Source organism: Ralstonia chuxiongensis, from assembly GCF_024158925.1.
Taxonomy (GTDB): domain Bacteria; phylum Pseudomonadota; class Gammaproteobacteria; order Burkholderiales; family Burkholderiaceae; genus Ralstonia; species Ralstonia chuxiongensis.
In genome coordinates, this window is record NZ_JAMYWC010000006.1 from 160983 (window position 1) to 177833 (window position 16851).

15 protein-coding genes are annotated in these 16851 nt (G+C 66.0%); 5 read left to right on the forward strand and 10 right to left on the reverse strand.

Annotated elements, in window-relative coordinates; genetic code table 11:
- The first annotated feature begins 85 nt into the window (after nt 1-85).
- From NKG59_RS20360 to NKG59_RS20370, 3 genes are read left to right on the forward strand one after another with little or no spacing between them, the layout of a single operon-like run.
- Entirely contained in the window at nt 86-784 is a 699-nt protein-coding gene (locus tag NKG59_RS20360) for a fumarylacetoacetate hydrolase family protein (RefSeq protein ID WP_253540534.1), read from the forward strand.
- 11 nt (nt 785-795) lie between these two features.
- Nucleotides 796-1437, forward strand: a complete 642-nt coding sequence (maiA, locus tag NKG59_RS20365; protein ID WP_253540538.1) for a maleylacetoacetate isomerase — start codon at nt 796-798, stop codon at nt 1435-1437.
- A gap of 46 nt (nt 1438-1483) precedes the next feature.
- Nucleotides 1484-2587 carry a porin gene (locus tag NKG59_RS20370; RefSeq protein ID WP_253540541.1) on the forward strand — a complete coding sequence of 368 codons (1104 nt, stop codon included), beginning with the start codon at nt 1484-1486 and terminating at the stop codon, nt 2585-2587.
- A 73-nt stretch (nt 2588-2660) separates the two neighbouring features.
- On the opposite strand, the gene NKG59_RS20375 is transcribed toward NKG59_RS20370, so the two are convergent.
- The 4 genes from NKG59_RS20375 to NKG59_RS20395 all read right to left on the reverse strand — a co-directional run bounded on the left by NKG59_RS20375 (nt 2661) and on the right by NKG59_RS20395 (nt 6352).
- Nucleotides 2661-3896 (reverse strand): cystathionine gamma-synthase family protein, encoded by a 1236-nt coding sequence (locus NKG59_RS20375; RefSeq protein WP_253540544.1) that lies wholly within the window; start codon nt 3894-3896, stop codon nt 2661-2663.
- 377 nt (nt 3897-4273) lie between these two features.
- Nucleotides 4274-5545: an Nramp family divalent metal transporter gene (locus NKG59_RS20385; protein WP_253540566.1), complete on the reverse strand. Its 1272-nt coding sequence runs from the start codon at nt 5543-5545 to the stop codon at nt 4274-4276.
- Between the two features lie 7 nt (nt 5546-5552).
- Nucleotides 5553-5819, reverse strand: coding sequence for a hypothetical protein (locus NKG59_RS20390; protein WP_253540569.1), 267 nt, complete (start codon nt 5817-5819; stop codon nt 5553-5555).
- A gap of 41 nt (nt 5820-5860) precedes the next feature.
- On the reverse strand, nt 5861-6352 hold the full coding sequence (locus tag NKG59_RS20395) for a DUF421 domain-containing protein (RefSeq protein ID WP_092970913.1): 492 nt from the start codon (nt 6350-6352) through the stop codon (nt 5861-5863).
- A gap of 155 nt (nt 6353-6507) precedes the next feature.
- Here NKG59_RS20395 and NKG59_RS20400 point away from each other — a divergent pair, with 155 nt between their 5' ends.
- Nucleotides 6508-7368 carry an SDR family oxidoreductase gene (locus NKG59_RS20400; RefSeq protein ID WP_253540572.1) on the forward strand — a complete coding sequence of 287 codons (861 nt, stop codon included), beginning with the start codon at nt 6508-6510 and terminating at the stop codon, nt 7366-7368.
- Nucleotides 7369-7400: 32 nt separating this feature from the next.
- On the opposite strand, the gene NKG59_RS20405 is transcribed toward NKG59_RS20400, so the two are convergent.
- The 6 genes from NKG59_RS20405 to NKG59_RS20430 all read right to left on the reverse strand — a co-directional run bounded on the left by NKG59_RS20405 (nt 7401) and on the right by NKG59_RS20430 (nt 16029).
- A complete protein-coding gene (locus NKG59_RS20405) occupies nt 7401-8537 on the reverse strand; it encodes a porin (protein WP_253540575.1) in 1137 nt (378 codons plus the stop codon).
- A gap of 116 nt (nt 8538-8653) precedes the next feature.
- Nucleotides 8654-9874: a 3-(3-hydroxy-phenyl)propionate transporter MhpT gene (gene mhpT, locus NKG59_RS20410; protein ID WP_045205706.1), complete on the reverse strand. Its 1221-nt coding sequence runs from the start codon at nt 9872-9874 to the stop codon at nt 8654-8656.
- Between the two features lie 29 nt (nt 9875-9903).
- Nucleotides 9904-11652 (reverse strand): tannase/feruloyl esterase family alpha/beta hydrolase, encoded by a 1749-nt coding sequence (locus NKG59_RS20415; protein ID WP_253540578.1) that lies wholly within the window; start codon nt 11650-11652, stop codon nt 9904-9906.
- Between the two features lie 60 nt (nt 11653-11712).
- Nucleotides 11713-13617, reverse strand: a complete 1905-nt coding sequence (locus NKG59_RS20420) for a feruloyl-CoA synthase (protein WP_253540969.1) — start codon at nt 13615-13617, stop codon at nt 11713-11715.
- An 81-nt stretch (nt 13618-13698) separates the two neighbouring features.
- Entirely contained in the window at nt 13699-15162 is a 1464-nt protein-coding gene (locus NKG59_RS20425; RefSeq protein WP_253540581.1) for an aldehyde dehydrogenase, read from the reverse strand.
- A 33-nt stretch (nt 15163-15195) separates the two neighbouring features.
- Nucleotides 15196-16029 carry a p-hydroxycinnamoyl CoA hydratase/lyase gene (locus NKG59_RS20430; RefSeq protein ID WP_253540594.1) on the reverse strand — a complete coding sequence of 278 codons (834 nt, stop codon included), beginning with the start codon at nt 16027-16029 and terminating at the stop codon, nt 15196-15198.
- Nucleotides 16030-16218: 189 nt separating this feature from the next.
- Here NKG59_RS20430 and NKG59_RS20435 point away from each other — a divergent pair, with 189 nt between their 5' ends.
- Nucleotides 16219-16692, forward strand: a complete 474-nt coding sequence (locus NKG59_RS20435; protein WP_253540596.1) for a MarR family winged helix-turn-helix transcriptional regulator — start codon at nt 16219-16221, stop codon at nt 16690-16692.
- Nucleotides 16693-16851: the final 159 nt, after the last annotated feature.

A 16851-nucleotide genomic window follows, 5' to 3' on the forward strand; every position in this document is an offset into this window, starting at 1 on the left:
CCATTCCATTGCTCTTGCGGCGTGCCGGAGGCACCGCCGCTGGCCTCGCACACCCAAACGATTTAGCCACCCGACAGAACCCACCATGACTTACGTCTTCACGCCCCCTACCCTCACCACCGTGCCCGTTGCAGGCAGCAGCGACCAATTTGCCGTGCGCCGCGTCTATTGCGTCGGCCGCAACTACGCCGCCCACGCCCGCGAGATGGGCTACGACCCCGACCGTGAACCGCCGTTCTTCTTCTGCAAGCCCACCGACGCCATCGTGCCGGTGGCGGATGGTCAAACGCTTGAACTGCCCTATCCGTCGCAAACGCAGAACTACCACTACGAAGCCGAGCTGGTGGCCGTGATCGGCAAATCCGGCGCAGACATCTCGGTGGAGAACGCGCTCGACCATGTGTGGGGCTACGCCGTCGGGCTGGATATGACGCGCCGCGACCTGCAGATGAAGATGCGTGAGATGGGCCGCCCGTGGGAAATCGGCAAGGCGTTCGACGTGTCCGCACCGATGGGGCCCATCCACCCGGCCAGCAAGATCGGGCACCCGCAGCAAGCCGGCATCTGGCTGACCGTCAATGGCGAGACCAAACAGCGCAGCGATGTAGCGCACCTGATCTGGTCGGTGGCGGAAACGGTGGCGTACCTCTCGCAGTTCTTCCGTCTGGAGCCGGGCGACGTGATCTTTACCGGCACGCCGGAGGGTGTGGGGGCCGTGAAGCGCGGCGACAGCATCGTCATGGGCGTCGATGGCCTGGGCGAGCTGAAGGCCTGCATCGTCTGAGCGGCCGCGCCATGCAGCTCTACAGCTTCTTCAACAGCTCGACGTCGTATCGGGTGCGCATTGCGCTGGCGCTCAAAGGGCTGCCGTACGAGACACTGCCGGTGAACATCCGCACCGGCGAGCATCGCGCGGCAGGCTATGTGGAGCACATCAACCCGTCGGCGGGCGTACCGGCGCTCATCGACGGCGAGATGCAATTGAGCCAGTCGCTCGCGATCATCGATTACCTCGACGCGCGCCACCCCGAGCCACGGCTCATTCCGCTCGAACCATTGCAGCGCGCACGCGTGCTGGAACTGGCCAACGCTATCGCGTGCGACATCCACCCGGTCAACAACCTGCGCGTGCTGCGCTATCTGCAAGACGTGCTGAAGGTCACGCCCGAGCAGAAAGACGCGTGGTATCGCCATTGGATCGACGAAGGCATGGCGGCCGTCGAGCGCCTGCTCGCGCGGTACGGCGCCGGCCCATGGTGCTTTGGGGATGCACCGACGCTGGCGGACGTGGCGCTGGTGCCGCAGGTTGCCAACGCGCTGCGCATGGGGTGTTCGATGGAGCGTTACGAGCGCGCGATGGCGATCTACCAACACGCCAGTGCGCATCCGGCCTTCAAGGCTGCCGCGCCAGCACAACAACCAGATTTCGCCGCCTGATGCACGTCACGCATCGCTGAAAAACAATCACAACGGAGGAGACCTCATGAACCTGCGCCACCTGGCGTTCCCCTTGCTGCTGGCAGCGCCCGCGCTTGCCGCTGCACAATCAGCAGCCCAGTCCGTGACGCTGTACGGCGTCATCGATACTGGCGTCGAATACGTCAACCGCATCGGCTCGACCGGCAATAGCGTCGTGCGCATGCCCAACCTGAGCGGCACCGTACCCTCGCGCTGGGGCCTGCGCGGCACCGAAGACCTGGGCGGCGGCGCCAAGGCGCTGTTCACTCTGGAATCGGGCTTCGCGCCCGACAGCGGCACGAGCAACCAGGGCGGCCGCCTGTTCGGTCGGCAGGCGTGGGTGGGCCTGTCCAACAACTGGGGGCAAATCAGTCTCGGCCGCCAGTACACGATGCTGTTCTGGGCCACGCTCGATACCGACCTGCTCGGCCCCAACGCGTACGGTTCCAGCTCGCTCGACGCCTACCTGCCCAACGCCCGCGCCGACAACGCCATTGCCTACAAGGGTAAGTTCGGCGGGTTCACGGTCGGTGCCACCTACAGCTTTGGCCGCGATGCCGTCAACGCCGGGCCGAGCCCATCCGGCACCAATTGCGCAGGCGAAAACCCTGCCGACACGCGCGCCTGTCGCGAGTGGTCTGCGCAGCTGATGTACGAGACCGGCAAGTGGGGCGTGTCCGCCGCGTATGATTCCCAGCGCGGCGGGCCCGGCGCGTTTGCCGGGTTGACGTCAAGCTCGCTCAAGGATGAGCGCATGGCGTTGGGCGGCTATGCGCTGTTCGACCGCGCGAAGGTCGGCCTGGGCTGGATCGGCCGCCGCAATGGCGCATCGGCCACGCCGCGCAGCGACCTCTTCTATGCGGGCGCCGCGTACGACCTGACACCGGCACTCACGTTAACCGGCGAGGTGTTCCACCTGCGGTTCCACAACAGCGCCAACAAGGCATGGCTGGGGGCGGTGCGCGCCAGCTACGCGTTCAGCAAGCGCTCGTCGGTGTATGCCACGGTGGGCTATATCGACAACCGCGGCAGCCTAGCGCTGTCTGTAGACAGTGCCGCCACGGGCGCGGCGCCCGCTGCCGGCGGAAACCAGCTCGGCACGATGGTCGGCATCCGGCACGTGTTCTGACCTGCCATGAAAAAGGCCCGCCACTCTGTACGAGCGGCGGGCCTTCAAACTGCAAAGCAAGAATGGAGCAGGCTCAGCCGATGGCCGTAGCGTCCAGCGCCTGCGTGAAATCCGCCAGCAGATCGGCCTCATCTTCAATGCCAACCGACACGCGGACCAACGAATCCGCAATGCCCATCGACGCGCGGCGCTCCGCGCCCATTTCCCAGTAGATGGTTGGTGCCACCGGAATCACCAGCGTGCGTGTATCGCCCAGATGCGTAGCGCGCACGGCGTAGCGCAGGTGGTCGAGCATGTCGACGTAGTCAGCGCCATCCACCAGTTCGAAGCTCAGCAGGCCGCCGTAGTGGCGGAACAGCTCTGTGGCGCGGGCATGCTCAGGGTGCTCCGGCAGGCCGGGGTAATACACGCGTGCCACCTGCGGGTGCGCAGCCAGCGTGCGGGCCAGCGCCAGGGCGTTGCTGCAGGTCCGGTCAATGCGCAGCGCCATTGTTTCGGCCCCCACGGCAATGCGGTGCGCGGCATCGGCAATCAACGTCGCGCCTTGGTCGCGCAGGCCCTTCTTGCGAATCTGCTGGATGCCTTGCATTTCCGGCTTGGCTTTGCGGTATGCCGGGTAGATGTTCGGATACGCCGTCCAGTCGAACAGACCGGTATCGACCACCGCACCGCCCAGCGCGTTGCCGTGCCCGCCGATGTACTTGGACAGCGAATGCACCACCAGGCTCGCCTGCGCATCACGCGCACGGAACAGCCACGGCGAGGTCATCGTGCCGTCGACCACGTAGATCAGGCCGCGTGCCTTGCAGACATCGCCAATGCCCTTCAGATCCGCCACCTGGGTGCGCGGGTTGGCAATGGTTTCCACGAAGACGAGGCGTGTATTTGGCTGCACAGCGTCGGCCACGGCCTGGGCAGACGTGGCATCGACGAATGTCACTTCCACGCCCAGGTTGCGCAGCGTCTCGAACACGCTGTTGGTGTTGCCGAACAGGAAGGCGCTGGAGACCACGTGGTCGCCCGCGCGCAGCATGGTCGAAAACACCGCCATGATGGCCGCCATGCCGGTGGCGAAGCACGCGGTGGCCACGCCTGCTTCCATCATCGTGATCTTGGCTTCCAGTGCGGCCGTGGTGGGGTTGCCCTGGCGCGCGTAGGTATAGCCGGGCTTGCCCTGGAACACGTCGATCAGCTCGCGCGTATCGGTATAGCCGTACGTGGTGGACGTGTGCAGTGGCTTGTGGATGGCGTAGTGCTCGACGCCGGCTTCACGGTCGGCGTGCAGGAGGGCGGTGGTCAGTCCGGTCATGGCGGGGGCAGCAGAAAGGCAGGAAACAGCAGGAAAGTTACGCATTATCGCGCGATTCTGGGGCCACCTGGCGGCCAGAACCCCGGCGGGCGTGGAACGTGGCTTGCGTCGCACCTCGCGTTGCAAGACAGACCGGATTCCCAGCCTGGTGACGAGCGCATCTCCTGCACCGTCCCAGCTCGGGCGGCGCCTTCATGCAAGCCGGCAGACGGGCGGGCTGATCTGCGATGTGGAGCGCGGCACCACGGGCACGTCTTCCAGGCGGATGTCGCCAACGCCGTGGAATACGACAGCTTTCATGACCCCTTGTTGGGCAACACGACACCGCGCCTGCTGCACGGTTTCGCCCAAGGCCCGCAACCCCGGTGCCTGCCGTTTTACGAACCGCGCACAGCCAGCACAAAGAACAGCAGCGTACTGGCGCACATGCTCAGCGTCGCCAGCCACGCCGTACCATGCAGCAGCCGAGAGCTGCGGAACGGCCCCATCACGGACTTGCGGCGCGACATCAACTGCAGCATCACCATGACGGGCGTAGCCGCCACGCCATTGAGCACCGCAGCCCAATACAGCAGCTTGAACGGCTCGATGGGCAAGAACACCATCACCGTGGCCACCGCCATCACGAGCGCCAGGAACAGGTAGAACTTGGGCGCGCGGTGCACCTTGGCCTCCAGGCTGCTGTGCCACTGGAAAGCTTCGGCAGCGGCATAGGCGGCAGAGCCCGCCAGCACCGGCACCGCCAGCAGCCCCGTGCCGATCACGCCCACGGCAAACAACGTCTGCGCAAAGCGCCCGGCCACGGGCTTGAGCGCTTCAGCGGCCTGTGCGCAGGTCTCGATTTGCGTGATGCCGTGCGTGTGCAGTGCGTAAGCGGCCGTCAGCATGATGCAGAAGGCGATCAGCGCCGACACGACCATCCCGACCGTGGTGTCGATGCGGATGCGTGCGAGCTGATCCTTCGCCTGCCAAGGCGCTTTCTTGAGCGGCGCTTCGTCTTCGGCCAGCCGCGTCTCTTCGACTTCGCCCGCGGCCTGCCACACAAACAGATAGGGGCTGATGGTGGTGCCGAACACCGCCACCAGCGTCATTGCATAGTCTTTCGACCAATGCAGCCGAGGCACCACGGTGTCGTGCAGCGCGTGCGCCCAGTCCACCTTCACGACAAACGCCGTGGCCACATAGGCCAGCAGTGACAGCGCCGTCCATTGCAGATAGCGCGCATAGCGGCGGTACGGCATCCAGACTTGCAGCACGAGCGTGAAGACGGCAAACAGGCATGCATACCACGCTGTCGAACCACCCAGAAGCAGGCGCACGCTGTCGCCCATGGCCGCGATGTCGGCACCCACGTTGATGATGTTGGCAAGCGTCACCAGCGCCACAAATGCATAGGCGAGCCATGGCGACTGATGCCGCCGGATGTTGGCGACCACGCCCCGGCCGGACACACGCCCCAAGCGCGCGCTGACGAGCTGGATGGAAATCATCAACGGCAGCGTCAGCAATAGCGTCCATAGCATGCCGGTACCCATTTGCGCGCCGGCCTGCGCATAGGTGGCGATCCCGCTCGGATCGTCATCGGCGGCGCCGGTGATCAGGCCGGGCCCCAACCGGCGGTACCACGGGGCGTCTTCTGCGGCAGGCACGTTGCGCTCAGCTGCGGTTATCTGTGGGCGAAGCGTCCGGCGTCTGGTCTCCGGGGTCGTGCAGCTTGTCACGCGTGATGCCGGGCGGCACCTCACCCTGACGCATGCGGCGCAGCGTGTCATGCCGGCTTTGCGGCTGGGGTGCCGTGCTGCCGGTGCGGCCCACTTCCGCACTGGCCGGCCGGTCGCCTGGTTTGCGATGCGATTCGGCTTGTTCCCAATCGGCCTTGCGTTGTTTGGCGTCTCGGTTTTCCTTCTGTTGCTTGTCTCGCATGGTCGGCTCCGGTGTGCTGGTGCGGGTGCGGGTGTGCAAAATCAGCGGCGTTTGCGGATCAGGCTGACCTGTCCGTTGCGCTCCAGGATGGCGGCTTCTACATCATCGAGCGTGCGCGAGCCCAAGGTCTGGCGCACGCTCTCTTGCAAGTCGCCCACGGTGATGAGCGCCGCATCCATCTGTCCTTGATCGAAGCGCCCTTCGCGATAGACCTCGCGCTCGCGGCCCGCGATGAGCCGATCCAGCTTCGGCAGCCGCACGCACGCCCAGCCAAGAAGGCGGTGCACGGCCACCAGCGCAAGCGACGCCGACACCGTGGCCACAAACGGCGAGGCCCCGACAATCGCGCGACTCAGCGTCGCCCCGAGCAGCACGGCGACAACGAAATCGAACGGCGCACGCTGCCCGAACGAGCGTCGGCCCGACAGACGCACCAGCGCCAGCCCGATGGCGAACACAACGACCGCGCGCATCGCGGTTTGCAGCGGGTTGAGATCCTTGCCTTCGCCAAACAGGAACAGCAGCGTGTCCATGGCGCCTCCCGTCGTCGATGTGGAGTCTGTTCCACCAGCAGAGCAAGCGGCGTGCCGCACGGCATGCGCGCGAGAGTGCTCCTCACGCCGCGTTCAGGCGCAATGGCATGCGGCGTGCTGAAACGGTGTATCCACCCTTTCATAGCGAGCCCACCATGCCAGACCAGCCACAGCAGCAACCGCCACAGCATCAGGACCGTCAGCCCGGCACCGAGGGCGACATGACGCCGCGCCCGCGTGCCGAGATGGAAAACTACAGCGGCAGCGGCAAGCTGACCGACAAGGTGGCCATCGTCACCGGCGGCGACAGCGGCATCGGACGCGCCGTCGCCATCGGCTTCGCCAAGGAAGGCGCCGACGTGCTGATCGCCTACCTGGACGAACACGACGATGCCAACCAGACCTGCCGCCTCGTACGCGCGACCGGCCGCCGCTGCGAAGCCATTGCCGGCGACTTGGGCGACGAAGCGCATGCCCGCGCGGTGGTCACGCAGGCGGCGGCCATGTTCGGCAAGATCGACATCGTCGTCAGCAATGCAGCAGAACAGCATCCGCAGCAGAGCCTGGCCGACATCGATGCCGTGCAACTGGAGCGCACGTTCCGCACCAATGTCTTTGCGATGTTCTATTTGATACGAGCGGCGCTACCGCACTTGCATGAAGGCGCGCGCATCATCACGACGACGTCAGTCACGGCGTTTCGCGGCAGCGGGCATCTGGTGGACTACGCCGCCACCAAGGGCGCAATCGTGGCGTTCACGCGCTCACTGGCGCAGCAGCTGGCGGACAAGGGCATCCTCGTGAACGCCGTGGCACCGGGACCGATCTGGACACCGTTGATCCCATCCACCTTCGATGCCGAGCACGTCGCCAAGTTTGGCAGCAAGGAGCCATTGGGCCGGGCCGGCCAGCCGGATGAAGTGGCGCCCTGCTACATCTTTCTCGCGTCTGCCGATGCGAGTTACATGACGGGGCAGACGCTGCATCCGAATGGGGGGGAGATCGTCAATGGGTGACGGGGTGACGGTGCTCTCCCCCTTCCACATCATCAAAACGCCGTTCGCATCCCAACCATCGCGCCGAGCTGGTTCACGCCCTTGGCGGGCGTGGTGCCGCCCCCTCCGCCACTGACGGAATACTGCGCGTTGGCGCTGTTCCAGAGATAGCCCGTCTGCGCGTACAGCGCAGTGCGCTTTGACAACGCATAGACGCCGCGCAACACGGCCATCGTTGCGCTACGGCTCTGATCGGCATTGACGATACGGAGCAGGCCGGCATCCAGCGTGAGCGCACCCGTTAGCGGATAGCTGCCGTTGACGAAGTACAGGTTGGAGCGCACGTCGCCAGCCGCGGCTTGCAGGTGGCGGCCGATCCAGCCGACGCCAAGCTTGGCGTTGCCGAGTTTCACGTAGCCGTTGGCGACGATGCGGCGGTCCTTGTCACCCGCATCGCTGAACGCGATGGGCGCGCTGCCGTTGAAGAACGATGCAGTGGCTCCGGTGCCGCCGCGCTGCTCTTCGTAGGCGCCGGCCACACCAAAGGTGGCAGCGTCGTACTTCACCATGGCCGACATGGCGCGGCACGCCGATGCATTGCCCGCTACCTCTCCCGCACAGGTGCCGGACGCCGGCACACCGCCCGCCGCATCGCGGCCGAACGAATACGTGGCGCCCACCGTGAGGCCGCTGAAGGTGCCCTTGTAGGCGATCGTGTTGTCGGTACGTGCGTTCGGAATGTAGGCATCCAGTGACCCGATGGCATATTGGCTGGGGCCGAGAATGTCAGCATCGGCCAGCGACAGAAACACCATGCTGTACTGCCTGCCCAGCGTGACGGTGCCGTAATCGCTTGCGAGCCCGACCCACGCCTGCCGGCCGAAGAGACGACCGCCCTGGCCGGAGGTGCCGGTGTCGGTGTTGAAACCGCTTTCCAGCGTGAACACGGCCTTCATGCCGTTGCCCAGGTCTTCAGCGCCGCGCAGGCCCCAGCGCGAAGGCAGCGTTCCCGTCACGGAGGGGATGCGCGTGAGGCCATTGCCGTTGGCATTGGCATGGCTCACGTATTCAATGCCGGTGTCGATCAGGCCGTAAAGCGTGACGCTCTGGGCGTTCGCGGTGCCGCTGGCGAGTGCGCACGTAGCCGCTGCCAGTGCGAGACAGTGCGTGCGCAAGGTGGTGGTTTGCATGTGGGGCCCCTCCTAGGGTCGAGCCGGTCCCGCCCCCCATGTCTGGCGAGCCGGCAGTTTGGAATGCATGGAAGGCGCCATCCGGGCGGACGGCGCGAGAAAGAAGAACCGCTATGTCAGTCCTGCACGCGCGGCCGCTTGAGCAGCAGCAACGCCGCCAGCGCCGCAACAACGGTGACGGGGATGCTCGCGCCGATGATGGTGGTGGCGTGCTGCCCCATCGCAAGCAGCTGGCCCGCCAGCAGCGGCCCGGCGATCGAGCCCAGCCGGCCCACCGCCACCGCCGCGCCCACGCCGGTACCGCGCACGACGGTCGGGTAGTAGGCTGCCGCCAGCGCATACAGCACCGACTGCGCGCCGATCACAAACAGCCCGGCCATGAAGGCCCCCGCCGACATCGACGCCATGCCGCCCGCAGCGGCCAGCAACGACAGCGCCGCGATGATGCCGACATACATGCCGGACACCACCCAGCGCGGGCGCGCCGCGTCCATCAGCATGCCGATACCCAACGCACCCGCACCGCCACCGATGTTGAACAGGATCTGCACCATGCCCACCTGCGGCCGGCTCAGCCCCTGAGCGGCCATCAGCGAAGGCAGCCAGTTGAGCAGGAAATACAGCACGATCAGCGTGAAGAAATAGCTGACCCAAAGGAACAGCGTGGCGGTCGTGCGGCGCTCGCCAAACAGTGCCCATGACACGGGCGGCGGCTGAATGGCACCACGCTGTGCGCCGTCGAACCGGCGCGATTCCTGCAGCGTCAGCAGCAGCGGCACCACCACCAGCGGGCCGAAGCCGCCCACGTAGAAGATGTGGCGCCAGCCGGAATCGCCCGCGCTCAACATGCCGACCACCGCGGCGATAGCGCCGCCAAACGGGATGCCGCAATACATGATGCTCACGGCGGTGTTGCGCAGGCGTGTGGGTACTGCCTCAGCACACAGCGCGATCAGGTTGGGCATGGCGGCACCCAGGCCGATACCGGTGGCCACGCGGATCATCAACAGGCTGTTGAAATCCCACACGTGCGCGGTGGCGATCGAAAAAATGCCAAACAGCGCCGTGGCCAGGATCAGCACCCGCTTGCGGCCGATGCGGTCGGCCAGGCGGCCGCCCAGCATGGCGCCCGGCAACAGGCCGAACGTGCCGGCACTGAAAGCCAGGCCCATCTGCCCGACCGATAGGCCGAACTCGCGCGCCATGCGCGGCGCGGCCACACCGATGGATTGCAGATCGAGCCCCTCAAGCAGCGCAACGATGAAGCACAGCCCGAGGGTCATGGCGACACCGGGGCCAACGTTCTCCCGGGTCAATGTCGTGGTGGTGGTTTGCATGGCATCTCCTTCCGGATGTTGGGCGGCCGTCATTGGCAACTGAAGCTCGAGGCGTCGTTGATGTTGCCGGTGCCCGTATAACGGGCGTTCTTCGGGTATGCGCACAGGGGGCGTGTGCGGTCGTGGCCAGCGGAATTCCAATCGCTGGGCACTTCGGTATTGGGCACGGCGTTGGCAGGGCCGCGCGCCGTGGCGACCACGCTGTCGGGCGCCACGCCGTGTTCCACCCAGGCCACCAGCGGCGTGAGCATGTCGAACTGGTCGGCGGTCGGGCCGCCCGCGCAGTGGTTCATGCCGGGCACCGGATAGAACCGCGCGAAGTTGCTGGCATCGCCGCCGTTGGCGGCTGCCAGGCGCTGGTACCAGTCGGTCGTGTCGTCGGACGAGAACACGGGGTCGCTCGTGCCGTGATAGACCATCAGCTTGGCGCCGCGCCCCTTGAGCGTGCCGAGGTTGGTCTCATCGGGCGGCGTCATGAACGACCAGGCGGATTCGGTGTACGTGGCGTCGGTGGCGAAGATCTTCGGCGCGTCGGTGTCCATGTTGAACGCCAGGCCATACGCGGTGAGTGACGTGATGGCGGACGCCGGCTGCGGTGTGGTCGTAAACACGAACGCCAGCGCTGCCGGGTCGAGCTGGATCGAGTTGCCCTGCTTCCAGGCCGCCCAGTTGCTGCCGCTGATGCCGGCGTCAAACGAAAAGCCCGAGTACAACGCCTGCCCTGCGCTGTTGTGCGCGCCGGCAAACAGATTGGTCATCACGGTCTTCTGCGCGGCGGTCAGGCAGGTGCCGTCACGTGCGCCGGTGCAGGTCGGCACATCGTTGGCGAGGCTGAATGCGGTCTGGCACGCCTTGAGGTTGTTGATCATGCCGTCGGCTGTGCCATCCAGCGCATCGCACTTGGCGAGCACGTGGCTGGCCACCATGGCGCGCTCCGTTGCGCTCAGGGACGTGGTGATATCCGGAAAGCCGGCGCCGGTGTTGGCCGTGGCCACCGTCGCCAGTTGCTGCGCGCTGTACACCTCGTTGATGGCCGCCTTGGGCAGATGGAAGCCCGGGTCGCCGGCCACGATGCCGTCGTACGCATTGGCCGACCGTGCGGCGGCCACCATCGCATGGCGCCCGCCGTTGGAGCACCCGCCAAAGTAGCTGCGGTCCGGCGTCTTGCCGTACACCTGCGCGATCATCGACTTGGCCATCGGCGTGAGCGTCGCGACGGCGTTGTAGCCGTAATCGAGGCGCGCCTGCGGGTCGCGCCCGAACAGCGGCACCTGGCTGCCGTTATGCCCGGCATCCGAACTGATCACGGCAAACCCCGAGCCCAGCGCACTGCTGACGGGCCCGCCACCCAACGCGCCCAACGCGGTGGCCACCGAGCCATCCAGCCCGCCGTTGGCCTGATAGAAGAAGCGACCATTCCACGCCTTGGGCAGGCGCATTTCAAAACCGATGGCGTAGGTCTTGCCGTCCACCGGGCTCACGCGGGTGTTCATGGTTCCGGTGATCAGGCAATGCTCGGGCACGGCGTTGCCGCCTACGCTCAACGTGCCTGCCGCCACGGTGGAGATGGCGGTGATGCTGGTGTTGGCAAAACTCAGCTTGCCGGCAAAGCTCTCGCACGCGGTGGCGAGATTCAAACCGGTGGCAGGCGTGAGTTGAGGCAGTTGCGATGCTTGCGACGTTGTTGCGTCGCCTGTGCTGTCGTCGTTGCAGCCGGCGCAGCTCAACGCGAGGGCGAGCGCGGCCAGCGCCATGCCCCGTGACATGACGGTCTTCATGAGTCTCCTCCTGGGTGGATGAACCAGTCTTTGCCGGTTGGTCGTATTGCTGCGTTGGGATCAGCCCGCGCGGATCACAGCGGGATCGCCATCGCGATACAGCGTGTCGACCCGCTCTGCACGGTGGCTAAGCACGGCCCGCTGGTTGAGCGTGCCCTTGTCTGTGATCTCGCCCCGGTCCAGCGATGGGGGAGCGTCGAGCAAGAGCAGGCGCGCCACGCGCGTGGCGCTGCCGGTGGCGGTGGCATTCAGTTCATGCAGCAGCGCCGAAAACGCGGCATGCACGGCGGGGGCAGCCAGCACCTCGGCCACACTTGCGGTGGGCGGCAGGCCAGACAAGCCGCGGCATCGCTCCATTTGCGGAAACACCAGCAAGCCGATGTCATCGCGGTTCATGCCGGCTATCACTACGTCCTGCACGTACGGCGCGCCCCCCGCAATCACGCGGGCACGCAGTGGCCCCACGCTCACGAAGGTGCCGGAGCTGAGCTTGAAGTCCTCCGCGATGCGGCCATCGAAGACGAGGCCTTTCTCGGGGTGCTCCGAATCGTAGAAACGCAGCGCGTCGCCGCTGCAGTAATAGCCGTCTTCGTCGAAGACCGGGGCGGCGGGCTCTTCGCCCAGGCGCCAGTAGCCACGCATGACGTGCGGCCCGCGAAAGCGCGCCTCCAGCTTGTCGCCCACGGGCACGAGCTTGAGTTCGCACCCCGGCGCCGGCGTGCCGACATAGCCGGAGCGCATGATCGGCGCGGTGGTGAACAGGCAGCACGGTGAGGTCTCGGTCATGCCCAGGCCGGCCATGATGCGAATGCGCTCGCCGCAGTGCTGGCCGGTCACGCGCTCCAGCCGGTCCCATGCCTCTTGCGACAGGCCGGCACCGCCAAAGAAGTAGAGCTTCACGCGCGAGAAGAAAGTCTCGCGCAAGGCCGGGTCCCGTTCCAGCGCCAGCGCGAGTTCTTCCCACCCCTTGGGCACGTTGAAATACGCGGTGGGCGCAATCTCGTGCAGGTTGCGCAGGGTCTCGTCGAATTTGCCCGGCACCGGGCGGCCGTCATCGATGTAAAGCGTGCCGCCGTTGTAGAGCACGATGCCGACGTTGTGGCTGCCGCCGAAGGTGTGGTTCCAGGGCAGCCAATCCACCAGCACCGGCGGCTCCTTGGCAAATTCGGGAATGGTCTGGCGCAGCATCTGCTGGTTGCTGCACAGCATGCGGTGCGTGGTCGGCACAGCCTTTGGCGCGCGTGTCGAGCCGGAGGTGAAGAGCACCTTCACCAGCGTATCGGGGCCGGTTGCGGCCTGCGCGGCGTCTGCCGTCGTCACGGGCGTCTGCAGCAATGCGTCGAATGCCGTGGCGGTGCGGCCGGGCAAGCCGCCGTCGCGCGTGACGACCTCTACGCCCTCCGGCACCACCGCATCGATGGCTTTGGCGAAGGCCGCGCCATCTGCCGCATAGACGAGCCCCGGCGTCAGCACGTCAAACACGTGGCGCAGCTTGCCAAAATCCGTCGACACCAACGCATACGGCGGCGACACCGGCGCATACGGCACGCCCGCCCACATGGCGCCCAGCGCCAACTGCAAGTGCTCAAGATCATTGCCGGACAGAATCGCCAGCGGGCGCTCGGTGGAGACACCGCGATCCAGCAGCGCTTGGCCGATGGCGCGAGCGCGCTCCAGCATCTCGCGATACGTCAGCTTGATCCACGCGCCGTCTGCCCCTCGACGTGCAGCCAGCACACGATCCGGATGGCGCTGCGCGCCCGCGACCAGGCAGTCGGTCATGCGTTGCGGATGCTCGGCAAGCGCCTCGGTATTGCGCACGTGCCAGACAGTGCCGTCGCGCTCGTCCGTCTCGCAACGCGCAGGGGCATCGCTTACGGCGACCTGCCTGTATGGGTGATTTGGCACACCTGCCGGGGGCGGCGTGTGATGCCCGGGTTGAAGCTGCCGGCCTTGAGCCTGCATTTCGACGTGATTCACGTCTTGTCTCCTGAATGCGCCGCCCGTTTTATGGTTGTAGTGGGCGGCTGCCGAACTTCAGATCGGTTAAATCGGATAGTGGCGCGGCGTATTCTGCAAGGTGATCCAGCGCAGCTCGGTAAATTCCGCAATCGACGCTTTGCCGCCAAAACGGCCATAGCCGCTGCTCTTTACGCCGCCAAACGGCATCTGCGCCTCATCGTGCACGGTGGGGCCGTTGATGTGGCAGATGCCCGATTCGATGCGCTGCGCAACCCGCATGGCGCGCGACACATCGCGGCTGAACACGGCGGCCGACAAGCCGTATTCGCTGTCATTGGCCAAGCGGATCGCCTCTTCATCGCCGTCCACGCGCGCCACCGTCACCACGGGGCCAAACGATTCCTCGTTATACAACCGCATGGCAGGCGTCACGCCATCCACAATGGCCGGCTGCACGATGGCGCCATCCATGTGCAACCCAACAGGCAGCGCAGCGCCGTGCGCGCGGGCATCTTCCACCAGCGCCTGCACGCGCTTGGCCGCATCCACGCTCACCATCGCGCCCAGTTGCGCGGTGGCGTCGGTCGGGTCACCTGCGCGAAGCGTGCGCGCCTTGGCGGCCAGCTTGTCGACGAGGGCATCGGCAATCTTGCGATCGACGATAACGCGTTCGGTCGACATGCAGATCTGGCCCTGGTTGAAGAACGCGCCGAAGGCAATCGCATCCACCGCAGCATCCAGGTCTGCATCGTCCAGCACCAGCACCGGCGCTTTGCCGCCCAGCTCCAGCAACGCTGGCTTGAGATGCCGCGCGGCGTGCTGCGCAATGATGCGTCCCACGTGCGTCGAGCCTGTGAAGTTCACACGCCGCACGGCCGGATGCGCGATCAGGCGTTCCACCACCTGGGCCGCATCGGCCGGCGCGTTGCTCACCACGTTGACCACGCCATCGCCCAGACCAGCCTCTTGCAGCACGGTGCCGATCAGCCGGTGCACGCCCGGACACATCTCCGATGCCTTGAGCACGACCGTGTTGCCGCACACCAGCGGCATCGCCAGCGCGCGCGTGCCCAGGATCACCGGCGCGTTCCACGGCGCAATGCCGAGCACCACGCCGCACGGCTGGCGCACGGCCATCGCAAAGTTGCCCGGCATATCCGACGGGATGACGCTGCCGTCGATCTGCGTGGTCATGGAGGCAGCTTCGCGCAGCATGTTGGCCGCCAGCATGACGTTGAAGCCGATCCAGTTGGGGCTGGCGCCGGTTTCGGCCGCGCCTGCACGAATGAACGTCTCGGTGTGCTGGTCCATCAAGTCGGCCGCCTTGAGCAGGCGCTTGCGGCGCTCCCCCGGCGGTAGCGCTGCCCACACGGGGAATGCATCGGCGGCGGCCTGCACGGCGGCGTCCGCATCCTCCAGCGTGGCAGCCGCCGCGCGCGAGGCGACCGCGTCGTTGACTGGGTTGCGGCGCTCGAAGGTGGCACCGTTTGCGGCTGGCCGGCTTTGACCGCCGATCAGCAGGGTCACAAGCTGAGTCACGTCAGGCATGGGTTCGTCTCCGGGGGCGTTGGAGGGAGCAGATCAGGCGCGCTTGTATGCCTGCAGACCCGGCTTGATCGACTTGTCGTCCAGGAACTGCTTCAGGCCCTGCTCGCGGCCGCCCTCCGGGTCCCGCAGCGTGGCCTGGTCAAGCTTGGCGTACAGATAGTCCTCGTTCTGCTCCCACGTCAGCTCGCGGCTGCGCTTGAAGCCGTGCTTGGCGGCACGCAGCACCACCGGGTTCTTTTCCAGCAGCTTCTCAGCAATCGCCACGGTGCGGGCGCGCAGATGGGCCCGCGGCACGCTCTCGTTGACGAGGCCCATGGCGGCGGCCTGCTGGCCGGTAAAGGTCTCGCCGGTCATGATGTAGTAGAGCGCCTGACGGTGGCCGACGGTATCCGCCATCGCCTTGCTGACGAGGTTGCCCGGCGGGATGCCCCAGTTGATTTCCGACAGGCCGAAGGTGGCCTCGTCTGCGGCAATCGCCAGATCGCACGCCACCAGCGGCGAGAACCCGCCACCGAAGCACCAGCCGTTGACCATCGCGATGGTCGGCTTGGCGTACATGCGCAAGAGCTTCCATTGCCACTGGCAGGCGTCGCGGCGGATCTTCTCCTGCAGGATCTCGGGGCCCGCGTCCACTTCGCGGAAGTATTCCTTCAAGTCCATGCCGGCCGTCCAGGCATCGCCCGCACCGGTCAGCACCAGCACCTTGGCATCGGCATCCAGCTCCAGCGCTTCGAGCACCTGGATCATTTCCGCGTTGAGCGTCGGGCTCATGGCGTTGCGCTTCTCGGGGCGGTTGAACGTCACCCACGCAATGCCCTGGTCCACCTTCACGTCCACGGTCTGCCAGCGCCCTTGGTAATCAGCCATTTCCATCTCCTTGATCTGTCGGCTTGCTTCGAAACTCCCGCCGCCTGATGTGCGGCGCGTCTCAGCTTGGTGCCCATTTAATATCAGGTAACCTGATATAACAAGGAGATTATCATTGCCGTAAACCCTGATCCGAACGACACGTAGCAGAATGTGCGCATCTGCATAGGTGCACACCCACTCACATCCATGGCGGCCACAAGAACCAAACGCAATACACCTCAGCCCGCGCAAGAGGGCGCCCCGGCAACGTCTGCCCGACTGCCCTACCTGATCGGCCGCACCGACCGCATCGTCAAGCGCCGCCTGGGCGAGGCGCTGGCGCCGCATGGGCTGACAGTCCCGCAGTTCACCGCGCTGTCTGTGCTGCACGCGCGCGGCAGCCTGTCGAACGCGCAACTGGCGGAACGCTCTTTCATGTCGCCGCAATCGGCCAATGAAGTGGTGAAGACGATGGAGGCGCGGGGCTGGGTGACGCGCACGCCCGATCCGACGCACGGCCGCATCGTCATGCTGGGCCTGACCGACGAAGCGCTCGCATTGCTGACGCTATGCGACGAGGCCGTCAGCCGGCTGGAGAAGGAAATGTTGCAGGGAATCGACGTCGCGCACGCGGCATTGCTGCACGATCTGCTGCTGCAATGTGGGCGGAATCTGCGCTGAGCGGGCGCCTTCAGTTGCCCCGGCAGCCGCCGTTATTCAATGTAATAAAGTCTGATCATAGGAACATTCTGATCGACACCCCTCGGCGATAGAATGGCTGGTCGCCGCCGTTCGAGCGGCCTTCGCCCCCTCCTTCAACGCACCGCGGTTCTGAAACGC

Excerpts from the sequence above, each read along its gene's own strand:
- NKG59_RS20360 (WP_253540534.1), top strand. The coding sequence starts at position 86 with ATGACTTACGTCTTCACGCCCCCTACCCTCACCACCGTGCCCGTTGCA.
- maiA (WP_253540538.1), top strand. The coding sequence starts at position 796 with ATGCAGCTCTACAGCTTCTTCAACAGCTCGACGTCGTATCGGGTGCGC.
- NKG59_RS20370 (WP_253540541.1), top strand. The coding sequence starts at position 1,484 with ATGAACCTGCGCCACCTGGCGTTCCCCTTGCTGCTGGCAGCGCCCGCG.
- NKG59_RS20375 (WP_253540544.1), bottom strand. The coding sequence starts at position 3,896 with ATGACCGGACTGACCACCGCCCTCCTGCACGCCGACCGTGAAGCCGGC.
- NKG59_RS20390 (WP_253540569.1), bottom strand. The coding sequence starts at position 5,819 with ATGCGAGACAAGCAACAGAAGGAAAACCGAGACGCCAAACAACGCAAG.
- NKG59_RS20395 (WP_092970913.1), bottom strand. The coding sequence starts at position 6,352 with ATGGACACGCTGCTGTTCCTGTTTGGCGAAGGCAAGGATCTCAACCCG.
- NKG59_RS20400 (WP_253540572.1), top strand. The coding sequence starts at position 6,508 with ATGCCAGACCAGCCACAGCAGCAACCGCCACAGCATCAGGACCGTCAG.
- NKG59_RS20405 (WP_253540575.1), bottom strand. The coding sequence starts at position 8,537 with ATGCAAACCACCACCTTGCGCACGCACTGTCTCGCACTGGCAGCGGCT.
- mhpT (WP_045205706.1), bottom strand. The coding sequence starts at position 9,874 with ATGCAAACCACCACCACGACATTGACCCGGGAGAACGTTGGCCCCGGT.
- NKG59_RS20415 (WP_253540578.1), bottom strand. The coding sequence starts at position 11,652 with ATGAAGACCGTCATGTCACGGGGCATGGCGCTGGCCGCGCTCGCCCTC.
- NKG59_RS20420 (WP_253540969.1), bottom strand. The coding sequence starts at position 13,617 with ATGCAGGCTCAAGGCCGGCAGCTTCAACCCGGGCATCACACGCCGCCC.
- NKG59_RS20425 (WP_253540581.1), bottom strand. The coding sequence starts at position 15,162 with ATGCCTGACGTGACTCAGCTTGTGACCCTGCTGATCGGCGGTCAAAGC.
- NKG59_RS20430 (WP_253540594.1), bottom strand. The coding sequence starts at position 16,029 with ATGGCTGATTACCAAGGGCGCTGGCAGACCGTGGACGTGAAGGTGGAC.
- NKG59_RS20435 (WP_253540596.1), top strand. The coding sequence starts at position 16,219 with ATGGCGGCCACAAGAACCAAACGCAATACACCTCAGCCCGCGCAAGAG.